Annotated in this window: 20 protein-coding genes and 1 pseudogene; 13 read left to right on the plus strand and 8 right to left on the minus strand. The window is 48.9% G+C overall.

The genetic code is table 11. From position 1 onward, the window contains the following. Positions 1-12: 12 nt before the first annotated feature. The 6 genes from AD710_RS09675 to AD710_RS09700 all read right to left on the minus strand — a co-directional run bounded on the left by AD710_RS09675 (position 13) and on the right by AD710_RS09700 (position 4,762). The gene (locus AD710_RS09675) at positions 13-687 is read right to left on the minus strand and encodes a 4'-phosphopantetheinyl transferase family protein (RefSeq protein ID WP_016937288.1); all 675 of its coding nucleotides are present in this window, start codon (positions 685-687) and stop codon (positions 13-15) included. A gap of 98 nt (positions 688-785) precedes the next feature. Then, the gene (locus AD710_RS09680) at positions 786-1,415 is read right to left on the minus strand and encodes a YczE/YyaS/YitT family protein (protein WP_016937287.1); all 630 of its coding nucleotides are present in this window, start codon (positions 1,413-1,415) and stop codon (positions 786-788) included. Positions 1,416-1,514: 99 nt separating this feature from the next. Beyond that, positions 1,515-2,258, minus strand: a complete 744-nt coding sequence (gene tcyC / locus AD710_RS09685) for a cystine ABC transporter ATP-binding protein TcyC (RefSeq protein ID WP_049627871.1) — start codon at positions 2,256-2,258, stop codon at positions 1,515-1,517. Positions 2,259-2,270: 12 nt separating this feature from the next. Further along, entirely contained in the window at positions 2,271-2,975 is a 705-nt protein-coding gene (locus tag AD710_RS09690) for an amino acid ABC transporter permease (protein ID WP_016937285.1), read from the minus strand. Beyond that, positions 2,962-3,759, minus strand: coding sequence for a cystine ABC transporter substrate-binding lipoprotein TcyA (tcyA, locus tag AD710_RS09695; RefSeq protein WP_016937284.1), 798 nt, complete (start codon positions 3,757-3,759; stop codon positions 2,962-2,964). Before tcyA ends, AD710_RS09690 begins: the two co-directional genes overlap by 14 nt. Before the next feature lie 130 nt (positions 3,760-3,889). After that, complete coding sequence (locus AD710_RS09700) at positions 3,890-4,762, minus strand: transcriptional regulator BsdA (RefSeq protein WP_049627872.1); 873 nt, start codon at positions 4,760-4,762, stop codon at positions 3,890-3,892. An 84-nt stretch (positions 4,763-4,846) separates the two neighbouring features. Here AD710_RS09700 and AD710_RS09705 point away from each other — a divergent pair. The 4 genes and pseudogenes from AD710_RS09705 to AD710_RS09720 all read left to right on the plus strand — a co-directional run bounded on the left by AD710_RS09705 (position 4,847) and on the right by AD710_RS09720 (position 7,596). Beyond that, positions 4,847-5,466: pseudogene (locus AD710_RS09705) on the plus strand (non-oxidative hydroxyarylic acid decarboxylases subunit B). A 2-nt stretch (positions 5,467-5,468) separates the two neighbouring features. Continuing rightward, the gene (bsdC, locus tag AD710_RS09710) at positions 5,469-6,890 is read left to right on the plus strand and encodes a phenolic acid decarboxylase BsdC (RefSeq protein WP_016937282.1); all 1,422 of its coding nucleotides are present in this window, start codon (positions 5,469-5,471) and stop codon (positions 6,888-6,890) included. A 17-nt stretch (positions 6,891-6,907) separates the two neighbouring features. Further along, positions 6,908-7,135, plus strand: coding sequence for a non-oxidative hydroxyarylic acid decarboxylases subunit D (locus AD710_RS09715; protein ID WP_016937281.1), 228 nt, complete (start codon positions 6,908-6,910; stop codon positions 7,133-7,135). After that, positions 7,135-7,596, plus strand: coding sequence for a hypothetical protein (locus tag AD710_RS09720; protein ID WP_047476204.1), 462 nt, complete (start codon positions 7,135-7,137; stop codon positions 7,594-7,596). Before AD710_RS09715 ends, AD710_RS09720 begins: the two co-directional genes overlap by 1 nt. 44 nt (positions 7,597-7,640) lie before the next feature. On the opposite strand, the gene AD710_RS09725 is transcribed toward AD710_RS09720, so the two are convergent. After that, positions 7,641-9,119 (minus strand): peptide MFS transporter, encoded by a 1,479-nt coding sequence (locus AD710_RS09725; protein WP_049627873.1) that lies wholly within the window; start codon positions 9,117-9,119, stop codon positions 7,641-7,643. A 277-nt stretch (positions 9,120-9,396) separates the two neighbouring features. Between AD710_RS09725 and AD710_RS09730 the strand changes: the two genes are divergently transcribed. Then, positions 9,397-11,142, plus strand: coding sequence for a right-handed parallel beta-helix repeat-containing protein (locus AD710_RS09730; protein WP_049627874.1), 1,746 nt, complete (start codon positions 9,397-9,399; stop codon positions 11,140-11,142). A 92-nt stretch (positions 11,143-11,234) separates the two neighbouring features. On the opposite strand, the gene AD710_RS09735 is transcribed toward AD710_RS09730, so the two are convergent. Further along, complete coding sequence (locus tag AD710_RS09735; RefSeq protein WP_047476210.1) at positions 11,235-11,456, minus strand: YczF family membrane protein; 222 nt, start codon at positions 11,454-11,456, stop codon at positions 11,235-11,237. Between the two features lie 121 nt (positions 11,457-11,577). Here AD710_RS09735 and gerKA point away from each other — a divergent pair, with 121 nt between their 5' ends. From gerKA to AD710_RS09775, 8 genes are all read left to right on the plus strand, one after another. Next, on the plus strand, positions 11,578-13,218 hold the full coding sequence (gene gerKA / locus AD710_RS09740) for a spore germination protein GerKA (protein WP_049627875.1): 1,641 nt from the start codon (positions 11,578-11,580) through the stop codon (positions 13,216-13,218). After that, positions 13,205-14,431 (plus strand): Ger(x)C family spore germination protein, encoded by a 1,227-nt coding sequence (locus AD710_RS09745; protein ID WP_049627876.1) that lies wholly within the window; start codon positions 13,205-13,207, stop codon positions 14,429-14,431. Before gerKA ends, AD710_RS09745 begins: the two co-directional genes overlap by 14 nt. Before the next feature lie 24 nt (positions 14,432-14,455). Further along, positions 14,456-15,574, plus strand: a complete 1,119-nt coding sequence (locus AD710_RS09750) for an endospore germination permease GerKB (protein ID WP_049627877.1) — start codon at positions 14,456-14,458, stop codon at positions 15,572-15,574. A gap of 171 nt (positions 15,575-15,745) precedes the next feature. After that, positions 15,746-17,068, plus strand: a complete 1,323-nt coding sequence (locus tag AD710_RS09755) for an LLM class flavin-dependent oxidoreductase (RefSeq protein WP_047476218.1) — start codon at positions 15,746-15,748, stop codon at positions 17,066-17,068. 13 nt (positions 17,069-17,081) lie between these two features. Continuing rightward, positions 17,082-17,573 (plus strand): GNAT family N-acetyltransferase, encoded by a 492-nt coding sequence (locus AD710_RS09760; RefSeq protein WP_049627878.1) that lies wholly within the window; start codon positions 17,082-17,084, stop codon positions 17,571-17,573. Positions 17,574-17,601: 28 nt separating this feature from the next. Next, positions 17,602-18,393: an amino acid ABC transporter substrate-binding protein gene (locus AD710_RS09765; RefSeq protein WP_049627879.1), complete on the plus strand. Its 792-nt coding sequence runs from the start codon at positions 17,602-17,604 to the stop codon at positions 18,391-18,393. A 22-nt stretch (positions 18,394-18,415) separates the two neighbouring features. After that, positions 18,416-19,090, plus strand: coding sequence for an amino acid ABC transporter permease (locus AD710_RS09770; RefSeq protein ID WP_016937270.1), 675 nt, complete (start codon positions 18,416-18,418; stop codon positions 19,088-19,090). Between the two features lie 13 nt (positions 19,091-19,103). After that, positions 19,104-19,853 carry an amino acid ABC transporter ATP-binding protein gene (locus AD710_RS09775; protein WP_049627880.1) on the plus strand — a complete coding sequence of 250 codons (750 nt, stop codon included), beginning with the start codon at positions 19,104-19,106 and terminating at the stop codon, positions 19,851-19,853. Positions 19,854-19,859: the final 6 nt, after the last annotated feature.

Genomic DNA, 19,859 nt, shown 5'->3' on the forward strand with positions numbered 1-19,859 from the left:
CTTTTTCTATTTTTACCGCAGCTCTTCATACGTTTTCATCTCAATTCCGTCACAAAAATTGGGATGAGCCGCACAAACGGCCAGCTTATATTCCTCGTCCGCATCATATGTGCGGATGAAACAAGGTTCATGTCCGTCCGGGAGCTCAATGGACACATGGCCGTCGTCTTTGAGGCGGACGCTGAATGAATCAAGCGGCAGGGAAAGCCCTTTTCCGGCCTGTTTGATAAAGCTTTCTTTCATCGACCACAGGTGGTAAAAATAATCGGTCTGCCGGTCAGGGTGTTTTGCTTGCAGATCACTGTATTCCGTCGGCGAAAAAAACCGTTTGGCGATATCAATCGTGCCGGGCTTCATTTTTTCAATATCAATGCCGATCGGTTTTGAATCAACGGCACACACGACCCAGCGCCCGGAGTGGGAAATGTTAAAGTGCATGTCCGGAAGCGCGGGGATATACGGTTTTCCGTATTCCTGGACGCTGAATGAAATCGCAGCCGGATCAAGTCCGTAAGCCTTCCCCGCGGCGGTGCGGATCAGCATATCGCCGATCAAGGTGCGGTGAGCATCCTCCTTATGGTAAAAGCGCCGGCATTTTTCCCGCTTATTGGCGGACACGGCCGCCATCATCCGATCTTCTTCTTCCGGAGAAAGCGGCCGGTCCATATATACTCCGTAAATCTTCATGTCCAGATCCTCCGTCTGCAAATATTGTCAAAACCATCCTATCATATCAGACGCAAGCTGTCCGAAAATAAAAAAACAAAACCATTTCGGCTTTGTTTTTAATGTACGGACGTTGCCCGCCCTGAGATTGCATATGTTAACAGTTTAGAGGACTGAGGCAAAGAAAAGCGCAGAATCAGCCCAGTCAAAACCGCCGTAATAATCGTTCCGGCGCCGATCGGTCCGCCCATCGTCCAGGCTGCGGCCAGAACCGTCAGCTCAATGCCGTTCCGCACCCATTGCACGTTCCAGCCCGTTTTCTCAGATATCAGCATCATCAGAGAGTCCCGGGGGCCCGCACCGAGCCCGGCTGATACGTAAACCCCGACGCCGCAGCCGATCAGCAGCAATCCGAAAGAAAAAAACACGGCTGCTAAGGAAAAAGCGTGCGCCTCAGGAAGCAGAAACGAAAAGAAATCAATAAACATTCCCATCAGCACCATATTCAAGATGGCGCCGATTTTCGGAAGCGTTCTCGTGAACAGGCAGGTTAAAACGACGATCACCGCCCCGACCAAGATGGACCATTGGCCGACGGAAAGCCCGAAATGCTGAAAAAGCCCATAATGAAAGGCATCCCAAGGGCTGATGCCGAGAGCTTTTCCTTTAATGGTTAAAGATACCCCGAAAGACAAAATCAACAGACCGGCAAAATAAAACGTCCAGCGCATCACGAATTCCCGCTTCAAAGAGGTCCCTTCTTTCATAAAATTTCATTAATTGTCATTGTAGCATAAACGCCGAAAAAAAGAAGAAGCGAAATCAGTGTTTCGCTTCTTCTCCGGATCCTACAAAGGATTCAGTATACGATTTAAGAACCGCTGCGTACGTTCTTCTTTCGGCGCGGAAAAAATTTGGGCCGGCGGTCCTTGTTCCACAATGACGCCGCCGTCAATGAAGATGACCTCATCGGCCACTTCCTGCGCGAATTTGATTTCGTGCGTGACGACAACCATCGTCCACCCTTCGTTCGCCAAATCCTTAATGACTTTAAGCACCTCGCCGACCAGCTCCGGATCAAGCGCTGACGTCGGTTCGTCAAACAGCATCAGCTCGGGCTGAATCGCAAGCGCGCGGGCGATGCCGACACGCTGCTGCTGACCGCCGGAAAGCTGGAACGGGTATAAGTTCATTTTGTCTTTCAGCCCGACTTTTTCAAGAAGCTCCATCGCTTCTTTTCTGACTTGCTCCTTGTCGCGCTTTTGCACTTGAATGGGTCCTTCCATGACGTTTTCAAGCGCCGTGCGGTGAGGAAACAGATGATACGCCTGAAAGACCATGCCTGATTTGCGGCGGAGGCGGAGGATATCAGCCTGCTTCACTTTTTTGGAGAAATCTATAGAAAAATCGGAGAATGCCAGTTCGCCGCGGTTGGGGATCTCAAGCGCGTTCAGACAGCGCAGGAGCGTCGTTTTTCCTGAACCGGACGGTCCCAGAATGGCGATGACTTTCCCTTTTTCTATCTCCATATCTATCTTTTTTAAAATTTCATTCTGTCCGAATGATTTATTCAATCCTTTGACGGAAAGCATATCGAAACCTCCTTATTTGGCCACATAACGGTCGAGACGCCGTTCGATCACATGCTGTACGATTGACAGCAAGAAGCAGATGATCCAATAAATAAAGGCGGCTTCAATATAGATGACCAAGATTTGATCAAGGTTTTGCGCGCCGATCTCCTGCGCTTTTCTGAACAGCTCCGCGACGAGAATCTGTGACGCGAGAGATGTATCCTTGATCAGGCTGATAAATGTATTTGATAATGGCGGAATGGACACGCGAAACGCCTGCGGCAGGATTACGCGGAACAATGTCTTGCGATAGGTCATGCCGATCGTATAACCGGCTTCCCATTGCCCTTTCGGCACGGATGAAATAGATGCCCGGATGATTTCAGAAGCATAGGCGCCCACATTTAATGAAAATGCGATAACTGCGCTTGGGAAAGGGTCCAGCGTAATATTAAAGGTCGGGAACAGATAAAAAATGATGAACAATTGAACGAGAAGAGGAGTGCCGCGCACTGCTGATACGTATACGCTGAACACCCATCTCAATGGTTTCATATTTGACATTCTGGCGAGCGCCGTAATCAGCGCGATGATCATTCCGAAAATAAAGGAAAGAATAGTAAGGGGAATCGAGTAATAGATTCCCCCGGAAAGAATCGGCCAGAATGACTGCTGCACCAGGTCCCAAGGAATGGCTGCCGCAATCACCGGCTCGGGCATGTTACTTAGAAACATCTTCGCCGAACCATTTTTTAGCTATTTTAGAAAGAGTCCCGTCCTCTTTCATGTCTTTTAACGCTTTGTTGACGTGAGTCACAAGTTCGCCGCTTCCTTTTCGGAATGCGAAATATGTCTGCTGCGGCTGGCCTGCTTCAAACGCGATTTTCACGTTTTTATTGCCGGACGTTTTTAAGTAGTTCAGTACGGCAAGTTTATCGTTGTAAGTCAGATCAGCGCGGCCCTGCTGAATGAGCTGAAGGGATTGCGCCATGCCTTCAACGCCTTCAACTTTCGCGCCGGCATCTTTCGCTAATTTATTGTAATTGCTTGTTAATGACTGAGCCGCTGTTTTTCCTTTGACATCAGCTTCTTTTGCAATCGTGCTGTCTTTTTTCGTCACGACGACGGCATTTGACGTTGTGTATTTATCAGAAAAATCATATTGGTTCTCACGGCCTGTTTTGCCGACTTGGTTAGCGACGACGTCAAACCGCTTCGAGTTTAGACCGGCAAACATGCTGTCCCATTGCGTTTCTTTGAAGTCAGCTTTCAGACCGAGACGTTTCGCGACTTCTTGAATCACTTCCACATCATATCCGGTCAGTTTATCAGTCTTTTTATCATGGAAGGTAAACGGTTCGTACGTTCCTTCTGTACCGACGGTCAGTACGCCTTTTTTCTTGACAGAAGCCCAAAGATCGCTGTCTTTTGACTTAGATCCGCTGCCCTGTGAGTTTCCGCAGGCTGCAAGCACCGCGATGCTGACCATCATGAATAAAGCGAACAATGCTTTTTTCATCTTCTTTATTCCCCACTTTTCTGAGTAGTTTTATTGAGAAAAAATAGCTCCCAATTGTAAAGGATAACTTTTTTTTAGTATGAGTCAAGTAATTGGTTTTCATGAGTGTGAAATCTTCGTGTTTTCACGATCAAAATAATTCCAAAAACTGTCTGACCGGCTTCGGGAGATAGCTGTCTTTTCTCCAGATGACGGCCGGCGTCATGACAAACGGGTTGTCCTCGATGATAACCGTTTTGACATGCGAACGCATATGGACGGGAATCATCGTCAAAGGCAGAATCGTGGCGCCGAATCCTGATGATACGAGGCTCAAGAGCGTCGCGGAATCATGACATTCACAGACAACACGTAGGTCGAGATCGTACTGTTCACAAACATGGAGGACTTGATCATACACACCCTTTCCATTGACGGTGCGCAAAAGGATCAGAGGCAAAGAGGCGATATCATTCAGCTTAATCGTTTCACCGCACAGACGTTTCGTATGCTCGGACAGCACCAAGACGCACGGAATGTCTTCAAGTTCCTTCGATTCAATGCCGTCGTTTTTAATCAAAGTGGTGGTGACAGCAGCGTCAATCTGTCTGGATTCCAATAGCTCCAGCAGTGAGACGGGTTCATCTTCCCAAATGTTAAAGGTGAGATGCGGATACCGTTCTTTCATCTGTGACACTTTTTCAAGCATGAGCGCGGCGCAGTAAATGGTTGACCCTACGGCAAGCGTGCCGGCCACTTCCTCCTTCAGCTCTTGTACCTCGATAATGGCATCCTCAAACTTATGAAGAATCTCTTTCGCTCTTTTCAAAAAGACATTTCCTTCATATGTAAGGGTCATTTGTTTCTTTTTATTGCGGTCAAACAGGATGACGCCCAATTCATCTTCCAGCTGTTTCAGCTGTCTGCTTAACGGCGGCTGCGCCATATGAAGCTTTTTGGCGGCCGTCGTGATTTTCTGCTCTTGGGCGATGGTGACGAAATAACGCAATTGCCTGATATCCATAAGCCACGCTCCTTTCTTATATACTTTTAAGGTATGATACATAGATTTAACGAATATTTTTCATATGGATATATCAGGAGTATGATGGTTTTGACACCATATTTCAAGCGTAAAGGAGGGTCAATATGAAGCTCGTCATCGGAATGACCGGGGCTACGGGGGCCATATTCGGGATCAGGCTTTTAGAATATTTAAAAGCCGCGGAGATCGAAACCCATCTTGTCGTGTCACCTTGGGCAAATGTCACCATCACACATGAAACCGATTATACGTTAAAAGATGTCGAGAAACTGGCGTCCTATACGTATTCTCACAAAGACCAGGCGGCGGCGATTTCAAGCGGCTCGTTTGAAACGGACGGGATGATCATCGCTCCGTGCAGCATGAAATCACTTGCAAGCATCCGCACCGGAATGGCTGACAATCTGCTGACAAGAGCGGCAGACGTCATCCTGAAAGAGAGGAAAAAACTTGTGCTGCTGACAAGAGAAACGCCGCTCAGCCAAATTCATTTAGAAAATATGCTAGCGCTTACAAAAATGGGTTCCGTCATTCTTCCGCCGATGCCGGCCTTTTACAACAAGCCGGCTGACATGGACGAATTGATCGACCACATCGTGTTCCGGACGCTCGACCAGTTCGGGATCCGTCTGCCGGAAGCGAAACGGTGGTACGGAATTGAAAAACAAAAAGGAGGAATCTGATAATGGCCTATCAGGATTTTAGGGAATTTCTCGCCGCTCTTGAAAAAGAAGGGCAGCTGCTGACAGTCAACGAAGAGGTAAAACCGGAGCCGGATCTGGGCGCCGCCGCGCGTGCAGCCAGCAACCTCGGGGATAAAACCCCCGCGCTTTTGTTTAACAATATTTACGGACATCACCATGCGCAGGTCGCCCTGAATGTCATCGGCTCATGGCCGAATCACGCGATGATGCTGGGCATGCCGAAAGATACGCCTGTAAAAGAACAATTCTTTGAGTTCGCCAAACGGTACGATTCATTCCCGGTAGCGGTCAAACGTGAAGAAACCGCGCCGTTTCATGAAAATGAAATTACTGAGGACATCAACCTTTTTGACATCCTTCCGCTATTCAGAATCAACCAGGGGGACGGCGGGTATTACTTGGATAAAGCGTGCGTCATTTCCCGCGATCTTGAAGATCCGGACAATTTCGGCAAGCAGAATGTCGGCATTTACAGAATGCAGGTGAAGGGAAAAGACCGCCTCGGCATTCAGCCCGTGCCTCAGCATGATATTGCGATTCATCTTCGCCAGGCTGAAGAACGCGGCGTCAATCTTCCCGTTACGATCGCGCTCGGCTGTGAACCGGTGATTACGACGGCCGCGTCAACTCCGCTGCTATACGATCAATCCGAGTATGAGATGGCCGGCGCGATTCAAGGGGAGCCCTACAGAATCGTCAAATCTAAGCTGTCTGATTTAGACATCCCTTGGGGCGCCGAAGTCGTTCTGGAAGGAGAGATCCTCGCGGGAGAACGGGAATACGAAGGCCCTTTCGGTGAGTTCACAGGCCATTATTCAGGCGGCCGCAGCATGCCGGTCATCAAAATCAAACGGGTATATCATAGAAACAATCCGATCTTTGAACATTTATACTTAGGCATGCCGTGGACGGAGTGCGATTATATGATCGGCATTAATACGTGCGTGCCGCTTTACCAGCAGCTGAAGGAAGCCTATCCGAACGAAATCGTCGCCGTCAACGCGATGTATACGCACGGCCTGATCGCCATCATTTCAACGAAAACACGCTACGGCGGCTTTGCCAAGGCGGTCGGCATGCGCGCCCTGACGACGCCGCACGGACTCGGCTACTGCAAAATGGTCATTGTCGTGGATGAGGATGTCGATCCGTTTAACCTCCCGCAAGTCATGTGGGCGCTCTCAACGAAAATGCATCCGAAACACGACGCGGTCATCATTCCTGACCTGTCTGTCCTTCCGCTTGACCCTGGGTCTGATCCGGCTGGGATGACACACAAAATGATTCTTGACGCCACGACGCCAGTCGCGCCGGAAACAAGAGGCCATTATTCGCAGCCGCTTGATTCTCCGCTGACAACGAAAGAGTGGGAACAAAAACTGATGGACTTAATGAATCAATAAGAAAGGATGAGTTTGCTATGAAAACATGCCCGCGCTGTGAATCGAAAAAAGGAGAAACCGTCAGCCAATCGCCGGTCAAAGGCGCTTGGGAAATATACCAATGCCAAACCTGCTTTTTCACATGGAGATCCTGTGAACCGGAAAGCATCACCAATCCGGCGGCGTTCAACCCGGCATTTAAAATTGATCCGAAAGAAACGGAGACGGCCACACATGTTCCCGCTGTCCCGGAAAGAAAAGCGTAATGCTGACGGAGCACTTGCCGGCGGCGCTTTACACGCTTTTAGACGGAACGGAGCTTGAAAAAAAACAGCACGACGCATTTGTGCTGCAATCCGTGACAAAAGAAGGCCGTCCGCACGCGGCCATGATAAGCGCCGGTGAAATATTGGCTGTAAGCCGCACAAATCTCCGGCTCGCCTTATGGAAAAACACGACGACCGTAAACAGCCTGCTGCATTCGGGACAAGCTCTTTTCATCGCCTGGCACGGAGGAGCCGCATATTACGTGACATTGGAATGTGAGGCGCTTCCGCCGCTGAAAGAGGCGAAATACGAAAGGGAGCGGTTCAGCTGCCGCGTGATCACCGTCAAGGAAGATCGGGCGAAATACGCGGATCTGACATCCGGACCGGTCATCCGTCTTCACGAGCCGGAAGGTGTCCTGAAGAGGTGGAGCGAAACGCTTGAGGAATTAAAACGATAGACGCACAAAAAAAAGCCTGCGGAACCGTCCGCAGGCTTTTTTAGTTATTGTACGCCTTTCATCGCCCGTTTAATAACAGGAGAAAGAAGTACTAAAATAATACCGAGAATGATCGAAATAAGACCGATTGAACCGAAGTAGGCCGCTTCAGAAACCTTATCAAACAAACCGACTACTTTTGCGTTCAGGGCTTGACCGCAGGCGTTTGTTAAGAACCACATGCTCATGGTCTGCGCTGAGAAGGCGGCAGGCGCGAGCTTCGTTGTGACGGATAAACCGACCGGTGAAAGACAAAGCTCGCCAAGCACAACCAAAAGGAAGCTGAGCACAAGCCAAAGCGGGCTCACAAGCTCGCCGCTTCCGCCCATAACCGGAAGCACCATGACTAAAAATGACAATCCGGCAAGAATAATGCCGATCGCGAATTTAATCGGTGTTGAAGGCTGGCGTTTGCCGAGCTTCAGCCAGATCCAAGCAAACACAGGTGCGAAAATGACGATGAATAATGGGTTCAGAGACTGAAACCATGATGACTCAAGATGTATGCCCGCAAAAGAAAGTCTCGTGCGCTGATCGGCATATAAAGCAAGAATCGTCGCGCCCTGCTCCTGAATCGCCCAGAACATAACCGCCGCAATAAACAGCGGAATATAAGCCGCAAGCCGTGATTTTTCCGTTTTTGTCGATTTTTTGCTCATGAACATCACAATAAAGTAAATAACCGGAATGGCAATGCCGAGGATACTGACGATGTCAATCACACGCTGGATCGTCAGCCAGCCGGTTTGAATCAGAACGATGATAACGGCTGCTGCGATGATTATTCCGATTCCCGTTCCGATCACTGACGATTTAGAAATCGGATTCGGTACATTGGAGCCTGCTTTGCCGAGGTATTTCTTTCTCGTAAGAGCGAAAACAATCAGTCCGAGGAACATACCGGCCGCGGCGCATCCGAAGCCTAAGTGGTAGTTGTACTTCTGTCCGAGTGTTCCGACAATTAGCGGCGCAAGCAATCCGCCGAGGTTGATCCCCATGTAAAAGATACTGAAACCTGAGTCGCGGCGCTCGTCTTCTTTCGTATATAAAGCTCCGACAACGCTGGATACGTTTGGTTTAAGCAGGCCGGTTCCGATAATGATCAGAGTCATGCTTGTAAAAAACGCCGCCGTGCTGCCAGGGAAGGCAAGAGCGATGTGCCCGAACATAATTAAAATTCCGCCGTAAAAAACGGTGTTTGCCGTACCGAATACCCGGTCGGCCAGCCACCCGCCGATGACGCTCGACATGTATACGAGAGACCCGTATATGGACATGATGGCAACTGCGGTGGTTTTATCAAATCCGAGACCGCCATGAGCGACTTCCGTGTATAAATAGTAAAGCAGTATAGCTCTCATACCATAGTAGGAGAAACGCTCCCAAAATTCAGTAAAAAACAGTGTGAACAGGCCGCGGGGATGACCGAAAAAGCCTCGTTGCGGCACAGTTTCTGTTATAGATTCCTTTTCAATAGATGCCACCTGAGCCAACCCTTTCTTAAAAAAGTGTATTACAAAAATCATATTCTTATATAATACTTGTGTCAATATAATTTATACTGAATTCAAAAAATTCCAGAATGAAAAGATATTAAAACGTTGAATATAGATGGATTTTCCTAATTCCAATGGCTTATTTTGTCATATAATCTGACTAAACTATCTATATAAACTTTTTTAATAAAATTTAAAGTATGTACAGGCGGAGCGGATTATGACGGAATAAGATGAAATAAGAGAGGAAGGAGGAGATTATTACTTGCCGAATCGTATTTTAGATATAACGGATTGCGGTGTGGCAGCAGACGGGACTGCCGATGTGACGGCCGCCATCAATCAATGCCTGGCCAAGGCCGTCAGCGAGGGCAGTCATACGGTGTTTTTTCCGCCTGGAACATATAAAATCAACGGCACGCTCGGCGGTGACAAAAGCCAGCCGTTTAGGAACGCGGGAATTAATGTGCCGAGCCATCTCTCCATCATCATGGATCCGGAATGCACGATTAAAGTGTCGCCGAACAGCTCCTGGGGTTATTCGGCTTTCTATATAGGCAGGCGGGAAAATGTCACCATCACCGGCGGCCGCATCATCGGGGAACGGGATGAACACACGTATACCAATGTTCCTTTACGGTCGACTCATGAATGGGGGTTTGGCATCTGTATTGAAGGCAGCAGCAATGTGCTGATCGAAAATGTGAAAATATCGGATTTTACGGGAGACGGCATTATTGTCAGCCCGCTCGGTTTAAAAACAAACAGTGATTACGAAACATCAGAACGTGTGACCATCCGCCGCTGTGAGATCAGGCAGTCAAGACGGAACAACATTTCAATCACCGGCTGCAATACCATTACGGTGGAAGAATGTGTGATCGAAGACGCCGGGCAAGGGAACGGAACAGCTCCGAAATTCGGAATCGACATTGAATCGTACGGAGAAGGCGATGTCGATTATGAAGAAGCTCTTCATATTACGATTCGCAACAACTTCTTTTACGGAAACGCCGCAAGCTCAGTCACCAACTTTAACGGATATAATGTGTTAATTGAAGGAAATCATTCCGACAACACAATCAGCTACGGATACGGCGCACATACCGTCATTTCCGGGAATGTTCTCTTTTGGTCAAACGGCGGCTCAAGAACCGGAATCGCCGGACAAGGTGTCTCCCAAGGGCAGGACAGCAGCAATGCCGTCATTTCCAACAATCTGATTACCGGTTTTTCCACGGGAATAGATGTAAGAGGAAAAAGCGTCCTGGTCACTCACAACAAAATCAATCAATTTGAAAATGCGGGTATTTCCGTCTATCAGGCGGAAGATGTGACCGTTGACGGCAATGTCATTGAAAACGGACGTTCCGAAACGAGACGAAGCACGGGGATGCGGGCGACGCTCTCGGACAACGCCGTCTTTATGAATAACACTCTGAATCAGGTAACAGACGGAATCAGCATGTCAGCCGGCAATATCACCGTAAAACAGAATGTGCTGAAATCATTCAGCCGGGGCATATGGGTCACAAGCGGAAATGCCGTCATTGAAGGAAATACGCTCATCCCGAATGCGTTTCAGGGCGCCGCGGAGTCCTATGCCGTATCTGTTACAAATGACGCCAGGGCTGTCATTAAGGGAAATCTCTTCAAAAGCTACAAAAACTACCCCATTTTCAGTTCAACATCCTCAGGAACCTCTGTCATCGGCAACCGCTTTGAATCATCACCGCTTATCGTTACCGTGTATCTGAACTCAGGCACGCATGAAGTCATAGACAATACGATCACGATCAACCGAACGGCGGGCAGCCCGATCGGCATTTATTTGAACGGTGCCTCCAATTCCCTCATTTCGGGCAATACCATCAACAACCTTTCCGCCGCTTCTGCTTCCGCCATCCAAACCAGTTCCTCGGCAAGCACCAAAATCATCGGCAATCGCATTATCAAAGGCGTCATTGTGAAACACACGACAGATACGGAAATCGGAAATATCGTCATCTGAAAACAATCCCCGCCGGAAAAATAAAAAGAACACATGAACTCCGACAAAGGGAGGGATGTGTTCTTTTTTGACACCATACAGACGTGCGCCTGTCAGGCATCTTTTTTACCTGATTTATATAAAGCCAGCATTTCTTTCATTAAAAAGAGGGCGAAGAAAAACAGCATCAGCCATTCTGAGAAGGTCATCAATTTAAAAGCGGACAGGTTGTTTCGAACCGCTCCATAGAGACTGAATCCTTGCAGCATATCCATTCCTATCGAAATCATCAGACAGGAAGCCAGCAAAAAAATTGAAACCCCCAATATTTTCATGCACATCACTCTCCCTTTTTATCCTTTTCGATTACGCAAAACTTATACAGACTATCCGCCGTGCATAATCTTTTGCCGTACAGGAAGAATATGAAAAAAACAAGGAAAGGTTTTTTGCGATATGCCGCCATTTTTTAAGCAGAAGAAACGAAAAAAAGACGATCAAAAGAACGGTGACAATGAAGACAGAAAAGAAGCGGAAACCAAATCAGACAAAGAGCGGGAAGAGCCGATCTCCATCAGCTTAAAGGAAAATATGAAGAAGCTGTCTGAGAGATTCGGCAACAGTGCCGATGTCGTCATCCGCCGGCTGAAAATCGGAAAAGAAGAGCTTCCGGCAGCGATCGTGTATATCGCCGGTTTGGTAGACGAGCAGCTTGTCAGCCAATCCCTGCTGGAGGATTTAATTGACATCCCGTCCGTTCAGCCGGAACAGGCGGTCTGCCTGATATATGAAAAAACGCTTGCGATCGGCGGAGTAAAAGAGGAAGAGAAATGGAAAAGCCTTTATGCCGGGCTGGTGGCGGGCAGTACGCTCATTTTTGTCGACGGGGCTGACAAGGCGCTGATCGCCAGCACGGAAGGAGGAGAGCAACGGTCCATTGAAGAACCGAGCACCCAGGTGTCCTTCCGCGGACCGCGGCAGGGATTCACTGAATCCCTGCAAACCAATATTTCCATGATCCGCAGGTATGTAAAAAATCCTGATGTATGGGTGGAAAAAATGGAGATCGGGCACGAAACGAATACGGACGTCGCGCTGATGTATATTAACGGAATCTGCGAAAAAAAGCTGATTAAGGAAGTCCGCAGCCGGCTCAAGCACATTAACATCGACAGCATTCTGGAATCCGGCTACATTGAACAGCTTATTGAAGACGCGCCGTTTTCTGTATTTCCCACTGTGTATCATACGGAACGGCCGGACGTTGTGGCGGGGAATCTGCTGGAGGGAAGATTTGCGATTATTGTGGACGGAACGCCGTTTGTTCTCATCGCGCCAGCCTTATTCATTCAATTTTTTCAATCGGTCGAGGATTATTATTCCCGATTTGATATCGCTACGAGCATCCGGCTGCTTCGGGTTTTGATTTTCTTCATTTCGCTGGTGGCGCCGGGGATTTACGTGGCGGCGACAACCTTTCATCAAGAAATGATTCCGACGCAGCTGCTGATCGTCATCGCGGCCCAGCGGGAGACCGTGCCGTTCCCGGCCGTAATTGAAGCGCTGACGATGGAAGTGGCCTTCGAGATTCTCAGGGAAGCGGGCGTCCGTCTTCCGAGAGTGGTCGGCTCCGCCGTTTCCATAGTCGGAGCGCTTGTCATCGGCCAGGCTGCTGTACAGGCCGGCATCGTCTCCCCGGCCATGGTGATCGTCGTCGCGCTGACGGCGATTGCCAGCTTTGCGACTCCGGCTTTTGACATGGCGATATCTGCGCGCCTGATCCGGTTTGTCTTTATTCTGATCGCGGCCGTCATGGGATTTTACGGGCTGATTCTGGGCATTATCATGATGTTTGTCCATCTGTGCGGACTGCGTTCGTTCGGTTTTCCGTATATGTCCCCGCTCGCTCCTTTGACCCCGGGCGGGCTGAAGGATTCCATTTTCCGCGCTCCGTTATGGGCGGATGAAAAAAGGCCGGGGCTGCTCGTGCAGAAAAACAACAGGCGCCAAGGAGAACATCAAAGACCGAAACCAGAGACCTCCAGAGGAATGGTTAATAAAGATGTAGAAGAGGGCGGCGGCAATGAAAAGACGTAAATGGATACTCCTCCTTTGTACGATGGTTTCCCTTATGTTTGTATCAGGATGCTGGGATAAAAGAGAGCTGACCGATTTGGCCGTAATCTCCGCCATCGGTATTGACCGTACCGAATCGGGAAAATACGTCCTTCACTTTCAGATTATCAACCCGGGAAACGTAGCCGGCGGCCTGCAGGGCGGCGGAGCGGGAGACCGGCCGCCGGTTTCCGTCTATTCCGTGTCCGGAGACAATATGACGGAAGCTTTGAGAAAAGCCTCGATGAAGGTGTCCAGAAGGCTCTATTTTGCGCATACGAATCTTGTGGTGTTCAGTGAAAAGCTCGCGAAAGAGGAAGGACTCAATTTTATTCTGGACAATCTTGACCGTGATACCGAATTCAGAACCACCGCAACCGTGGTTATTGCGCATAATTGCAAGGCTGAAGACATTATTAAAGTGCTGACGCCGATTGATAAAATCCCTTCCAATAAAGTGAACAAGACGCTCAGTTTCACACAGGAACAATACGGCAGAGTCGTGAAAACAAGCCTTCAGGACGTTCTGATTGATCTTGCTTCTCCGACCGGGTCGCCGTTTATTCCGGGTTATGAAATGCACGGAGACGATAAAGCCGGCCCTACGATGGAAAATACGCAGACGACTGAACCGAAAGCGGTGCTGTCAGCGGACGGACTGGCAGTGTTCAAAAAGGATGGGAGACTGGATTATTGGATTGAGGATGACGACAGTGTCGGTGCGGTATGGCTGCTGAACAAAATCAAGCATACGTTTATCAATGCGGATTGGAAGAACGTGAAGCATGCAATCAGTCTGCAGGTCACCCGTCAGAATACAAAGGTGACGGCTACTTTTCAGAACGGAAAACCGCATATTCACGTTCGTGCTCAGGTTGAAGGGCTGGTGGACGCTGTCAGATACCCTTTCCATCTGTCTGATCCGAAAGTGATCATGGTCATGCAAAAGGCGCTCAGCACGCAGCTTGATAGAGATATCACCAAATCAATTGAAGATATTAAAGCCCATAAGAATGATTTCGTCGGGTTCGGAGACCTGATCTATCGGAAACATCCGGACAAATGGAAAAAGCTCGAAGGGAAATGGGATGAAGAAATTTTCCCCAACCTCCCCGTGGACGTAAAAACGGAAGTCATTATCAGAAGAACGGGCTTGCGGAATAATCCTCTCTCAGACAAGCTTGATCACGATTGATTTGAGGAGAAAGGAGCGAAGCGTATGGAAAATGCGAAAATCGGCACACGCCAGCTGTTTGTTATGATCATTTTGTTTGAATTGGGCAGTTCGTTATTGATCCCGCCGGGCACGATGGCCGGGCGGGATGCATGGCTGTCCGTGCTTCTCGGGTGCGTTACCGGTCTCGGACTTTTCTACGTATATCAGGCGCTGTATCAATATTTTCCTGAGTCCTCTCCGAGAGATTACATGACCGAACTGATCGGCAGGCATCTGAGCTGGGCGGTCTCTCTTCTTTATATTCTCTATTTTGCTTATATCGCCGCCCGCATATTGAGGGATTTTGGCGAAATGCTTGTCACCTTCGCATATCAGGACACGCCCCTTCTAATTGTGAATGGCATGCTGATGCTCGCCGCGATATTTGCGGTCAGAAAGGGAATTGAAGTCATAGCGAGAGCCGGCGAGCTACTGTTTAGCATTATGTATTTCCTGACGGCCATCGGGCTGATCCTCATTATCAGCTCCGGCACGATAAACCTGAGATTTCTCCAGCCTGTTTTAGCGGACGGGATGGGGCCGGTCATTTATTCCGTATTTAAACAGACCATGTTCATCCCGTTCGGTGAATTAATCGTGTTTGTCATGATATTTCCCTACTTAAAAGATCGGAAAAAGGTGAAGAAAACAGGGTTTCTGGCGATTATCATCAGCGGCCTGTTTTTGGCGATGTCAGTGGCGATTAATATTTGTGTGCTGGACGTCAACTTAATGCTCCGCTCTCAATTCCCGCTGCTGAGCACCATACAGACGATTAAAGTGGAAGAGTTTTTAGACCGGCTGGATGTCTTTTTCATGCTCGTGCTCGTCATCGGCGGTTTTTTCAAAGTCAGCCTTTTTACATATGCGGTAGTCGTGGGCGTGTCCACGCTGTTTAAAGAAAAAAATCCGTCCCAGCTGGCCTTCCCGGTCGGATTGGGGGTGCTGATTCTCTCCATCAGCATCGCAAGCAATTTTTCGGAACACATGAACGAAGGGCTGAAAATTGTCCCGATCTATATTCATCTTCCGTTTCAAGTGCTGTTCCCCGTCTTGCTGCTTATCATTGCCGTCATCAAGAAAAAAGTCAAAGGGAGCGTCTATACAGTTTCGAAGAAATAACCCGGCCGGTGCGCCGGGTTATTTTTAAAATCATGATTTTTTTCTTAATGCATTGACAAACTTGCCTGACAATTGTACATTTTGATTTATTCTTATAAATTTAATAGGAAATATAGGTTTAGTGGTGTTAATATGTTCCGTACCGTATTTCATTATAGAAGGAGATCCGTCATGACAAAGAAAAAAGAAATCAAACTCGGTGTGTTTCTCGCAGGCACCGGCCATCATGTCGCCTCTTGGAGACATCCTGAGGCGCCGGCGGACGCGAGCATGAATTTGGATTATTTCAAAGAACTGGCGAAAACAGCGGAGCGGGGGAAATTGGACATGCTGTTTTTGGCGGACAGTTTATCAATAGACAGCAAATCGCATCCGAATGTGCTGACGCGCTTTGAGCCGTTTACCCTGCTGTCGGCGCTGGCTCAGGTCACATCCCGCATCGGTCTGACGGCGACCGCGTCTACCACATACAGCGAACCGTTCCATATCGCGAGACAATTTGCATCTCTGGATCATCTTTCCAACGGCCGCGCGGGCTGGAATGTCGTCACATCATCAATTGAATCGACCGCGCTCAATTTCAGCGGCGAAACGCATCTGGAGCATCATCTCAGATATCAGCGCGCGGAAGAATTCGTGGAAGTCGTCAAAGGATTATGGGATTCGTGGGAGGAAGACGCCTTTATCCGCGACAAAGAGTCAGGGACATTTTTCGAAAAAGACAAAATGCATGAATTGAATCATAAAGGAACCTATTTTTCAGTGAGAGGGCCGTTGAATGTCGCCCGCACACCTCAAGGCCGCCCGGTCATTATTCAGGCTGGCTCATCAGGTGACGGAAAGGCGCTGGCAGCCAAAACCGCGGAGGTCATTTTTACCGCGCAAAATCATCTGGAATCCGCGCAGGAATTCTATCAATCTATTAAAGAACAAGCGGCTTCTTACGGCCGGGATCCTGAAAAAATCGCGATCATGCCGGGGATTTTTCCCGTTATCGCCGATACCGAAGAAGAAGCGCGGGCCAAATATGAAGAGCTTCAAGACCTCATCATCCCGTCTGTCGGCCTGAACATTCTGCAAAACTATCTGGGCGGCGTCGATCTTTCCGCTTACCCGCTTGACGGCCCGCTGCCTGAATTGGATGCGGAAGCGTCAAATGCCGTTAAAAGCCGGTTCAAGCTCGTTCAGGAGATGGCCAAACGCGATAACATGACCATCCGCGAGCTGTACAAATATGTGGCGGGTTCAAGAGGCCATCACATCTTTGTCGGAACGCCTGAACAGCTTGCCGATAAGATGGAGGAATGGGTCGAAAAACAAGCTTGTGACGGCTTCAACATCATGCCTCCGCTTTTGCCTGAAGGTCTCACTCTTTTTGTAGACAAAGTGATTCCGATTTTACAAGAACGGGGCGTGTTCAGAAAAGAGTATGAAGGAACGACGCTGAGAGAACATTTCGGACTGGAAAAACCGGCAAACCGATATGCCGATTAAAGGAGGGCTCATTATGTCAAAACGATACCGGCTCGCAACGGAAGCGGACGCTGATGAACTGCTTTCACTGACACTGAGGGCATATGAACCGATCCGCAAGCTCGGCATCAACTTTGCCGCGGCAACGGCGGATAAAGAGCTCGTTTTGAATAACATACAAAAAAACGCCTGTTACGTTCTGGAGGAAGACGGACGCATCGTGGCGACGATTTCTTTGCGGATGCCGTGGGGGCCGAATCCCGGTCCGTACGGTGTCCCTCATATTTGGTGGTTCGCCGTCGACCCTGAAACCGGAAAAAAAGGGACGGGCTCAGACATGCTGGCGTGGCTGGAGAATACAGTGCTCCGCGATACATTAAAAGCGCCCTTCGTATCATTGGGCACAGCGGACAAGCATCCGTGGCTGATCGGCATGTACGAGCGGAAAGGCTACGTCCGCGCAGGCGAAAAGGATTTAGGAAAAGGGCACATCACCATCTATTTAAAAAAACAATTGCACGATTAACATAGAAATAGGAAAAGGCGGGATTTCAATGAAGAAGAAAACATGGGCTTTGCTGCTGTCTGCCGCTCTTCTGGCGGTCTTATCAGCATGCGGTAACGGCAAAGAAAGCGAAGGCGGCGATAACGTGCTGCATGTCGGCGCCACGGGGCAAAGCTATCCGTTCGCATATAAAGAAAACGGCAAGCTGACCGGCTTTGACGTGGATGTCATGGAAGCCGTTGCGAAAAAAATCAACATGAAACTGGACTGGAAGCTGCTCGAATTCAGCGGCCTGATGGGAGAGCTCCAGACCGGCAAACTCGACACCATCTCAAACCAGGTCGCTGTCACGGACGAACGCAAAAAAACGTATAACTTCACAGAACCGTATTCGTATGCGGGCACTCAAATCGTCGTCAAAGACGATAACAAAGACATCAAATCAGTCAATGATCTAAAAGGAAAAACAGTGGCGGCCGTTCTCGGCTCAAACCATGCGAAAAACCTTGAAAGCAAGGACCCGGATAAAAAAATCAACATTAAAACGTATGAAACACAAGAAGGTACGCTGAAAGACGTAGCTTACGGGCGCGTTGACGCTTACGTAAACAGCCGCAGCGTTCTGATCGCCCAAATCAAAAAAACCGGTCTGCCTCTGAAACTAGCAGGAGAGCCGATTGTCTATGAAAAAGTCGCTTTCCCGTTTGCGAAGGATGCGGCTCACGATAAAATCCGCAAAAAAGTAGACAAAGCCATTGAAGAACTGCGGAAAGACGGCACGCTGAAAAAGCTGTCTGAAAAGTACTTTAAAGAAGATATCACAACGGAAGCAAAGCATTAAGAAACGGCGGTGAAAATCGAGAATGAACAGCATTGATTGGGGATTTATGTTTTCAGCTTTTCCCGCGTTAATCGAAGCCCTGCCGATCACATTACTAATGGCCGTCGCGGCCATGGTATTTGCCGTGATCGGCGGCCTTATATTAGCGCTTATCACAAAAAATCGTATTCCTGTGCTTCACCAGCTGTCAAAGGTGTATATTTCATTTTTTCGGGGCGTGCCGACACTCGTCCAGCTTTTCTTAATTTATTACGGACTGCCTCAGCTGTTCCCAGGAATGAGCAAGATGACGGCGTTAACGGCGGCGATTATCGGGCTAAGCCTGAAAAATGCCGCCTACCTCGCTGAAATTTTCCGCGCCGCGCTCAACTCAGTCGATGAGGGGCAGCTTGAAGCCTGCCTGTCCGTCGGAATGACAAAATCACAGGCATACAGACGGATCATTTTCCCGCAGGCCGTCAGAAACGCGCTTCCCGCAACGGGAAATACGTTTATCGGCCTGTTAAAAGAAACATCGCTCGCCTTTACATTAGGAGTGATGGAGATGTTCGCCCAAGGAAAAATGTACGCATCAGGCAACCTCAAATATTTTGAGACGTATTTAGCCGTTGCGATCATGTACTGGATTCTTACGATTATTTACAGCGTGCTGCAGGATCTGCTCGAACGGGCGATCAGCAAGCCTTATCGCACATAGGAGGAGGCTCAGGATGATACAAGTCAGACATATTCGAAAAGCATTTAAAGACCTTACCGTACTTGACGGGATCGATCTTGAGATCAAAAGCGGCGAAGTCACGGCCATTATCGGCCCGTCCGGCTCGGGAAAATCAACGCTCCTCCGCTGTCTGAATCTGCTGGAGCGCCCGGATGGCGGCATCATTGAAATCGGTGATGCCAAGCTGAATGCAGCGTCCTATTCGCGCAAAGACGTACACAAGCTTCGCCAGCAGACGGCGATGGTGTTTCAGAATTACAATCTCTTCAAAAACAAAACCGCGCTGCAAAACGTGACAGAAGCGCTGATCACAGCGCAAAAGAAACCGAAAAAAGAAGCGGAACAGATCGGTATGGATCTGCTGCGGCAAGTCGGTTTAGAGCAAAAAGCGGACAGCTATCCGATTACGATGTCAGGCGGGCAGCAGCAGCGGATCGGCATTGCTCGCGCCTTGGCCGTTGATCCTCACGCGATTTTACTGGATGAACCGACTTCGGCCCTTGACCCTGAGCTTGTAGCCGGGGTGCTTCAAGTCATCAAATCAATTGCCGAAAAACAGACAACCATGGTCATTGTCACACATGAGATGGCCTTTGCGCGTGAAGTGGCCGACCAGGTCATCTTTATGGCGGACGGACGCATCATCGAGCAGGGAACACCGGAAGAGCTGTTTGACAATCCGCAGAACGAACGGACGAAAAAATTCATAAAGCAAGTGGGAGAGCCTGCTGAGCTTGTATAGGAAGGG

This window comes from Bacillus sp. JFL15 (genome assembly GCF_001184225.1).
Classification (GTDB): Bacteria; Bacillota; Bacilli; order Bacillales; family Bacillaceae; genus Bacillus; species Bacillus siamensis.

Coding starts and splice junctions, on each gene's coding strand:
- AD710_RS09675 (WP_016937288.1), bottom strand. CDS start 687: ATGAAGATTTACGGAGTATATATGGACCGGCCGCTTTCTCCGGAAGAA.
- tcyC (WP_049627871.1), bottom strand. CDS start 2,258: ATGCTTTCCGTCAAAGGATTGAATAAATCATTCGGACAGAATGAAATT.
- AD710_RS09690 (WP_016937285.1), bottom strand. CDS start 2,975: ATGTTTCTAAGTAACATGCCCGAGCCGGTGATTGCGGCAGCCATTCCT.
- tcyA (WP_016937284.1), bottom strand. CDS start 3,759: ATGAAAAAAGCATTGTTCGCTTTATTCATGATGGTCAGCATCGCGGTG.
- AD710_RS09700 (WP_049627872.1), bottom strand. CDS start 4,762: ATGGATATCAGGCAATTGCGTTATTTCGTCACCATCGCCCAAGAGCAG.
- bsdC (WP_016937282.1), top strand. CDS start 5,469: ATGGCCTATCAGGATTTTAGGGAATTTCTCGCCGCTCTTGAAAAAGAA.
- AD710_RS09715 (WP_016937281.1), top strand. CDS start 6,908: ATGAAAACATGCCCGCGCTGTGAATCGAAAAAAGGAGAAACCGTCAGC.
- AD710_RS09720 (WP_047476204.1), top strand. CDS start 7,135: ATGCTGACGGAGCACTTGCCGGCGGCGCTTTACACGCTTTTAGACGGA.
- AD710_RS09735 (WP_047476210.1), bottom strand. CDS start 11,456: ATGAAAATATTGGGGGTTTCAATTTTTTTGCTGGCTTCCTGTCTGATG.
- gerKA (WP_049627875.1), top strand. CDS start 11,578: ATGCCGCCATTTTTTAAGCAGAAGAAACGAAAAAAAGACGATCAAAAG.
- AD710_RS09745 (WP_049627876.1), top strand. CDS start 13,205: ATGAAAAGACGTAAATGGATACTCCTCCTTTGTACGATGGTTTCCCTT.
- AD710_RS09750 (WP_049627877.1), top strand. CDS start 14,456: ATGGAAAATGCGAAAATCGGCACACGCCAGCTGTTTGTTATGATCATT.
- AD710_RS09755 (WP_047476218.1), top strand. CDS start 15,746: ATGACAAAGAAAAAAGAAATCAAACTCGGTGTGTTTCTCGCAGGCACC.
- AD710_RS09760 (WP_049627878.1), top strand. CDS start 17,082: ATGTCAAAACGATACCGGCTCGCAACGGAAGCGGACGCTGATGAACTG.
- AD710_RS09765 (WP_049627879.1), top strand. CDS start 17,602: ATGAAGAAGAAAACATGGGCTTTGCTGCTGTCTGCCGCTCTTCTGGCG.
- AD710_RS09770 (WP_016937270.1), top strand. CDS start 18,416: ATGAACAGCATTGATTGGGGATTTATGTTTTCAGCTTTTCCCGCGTTA.
- AD710_RS09775 (WP_049627880.1), top strand. CDS start 19,104: ATGATACAAGTCAGACATATTCGAAAAGCATTTAAAGACCTTACCGTA.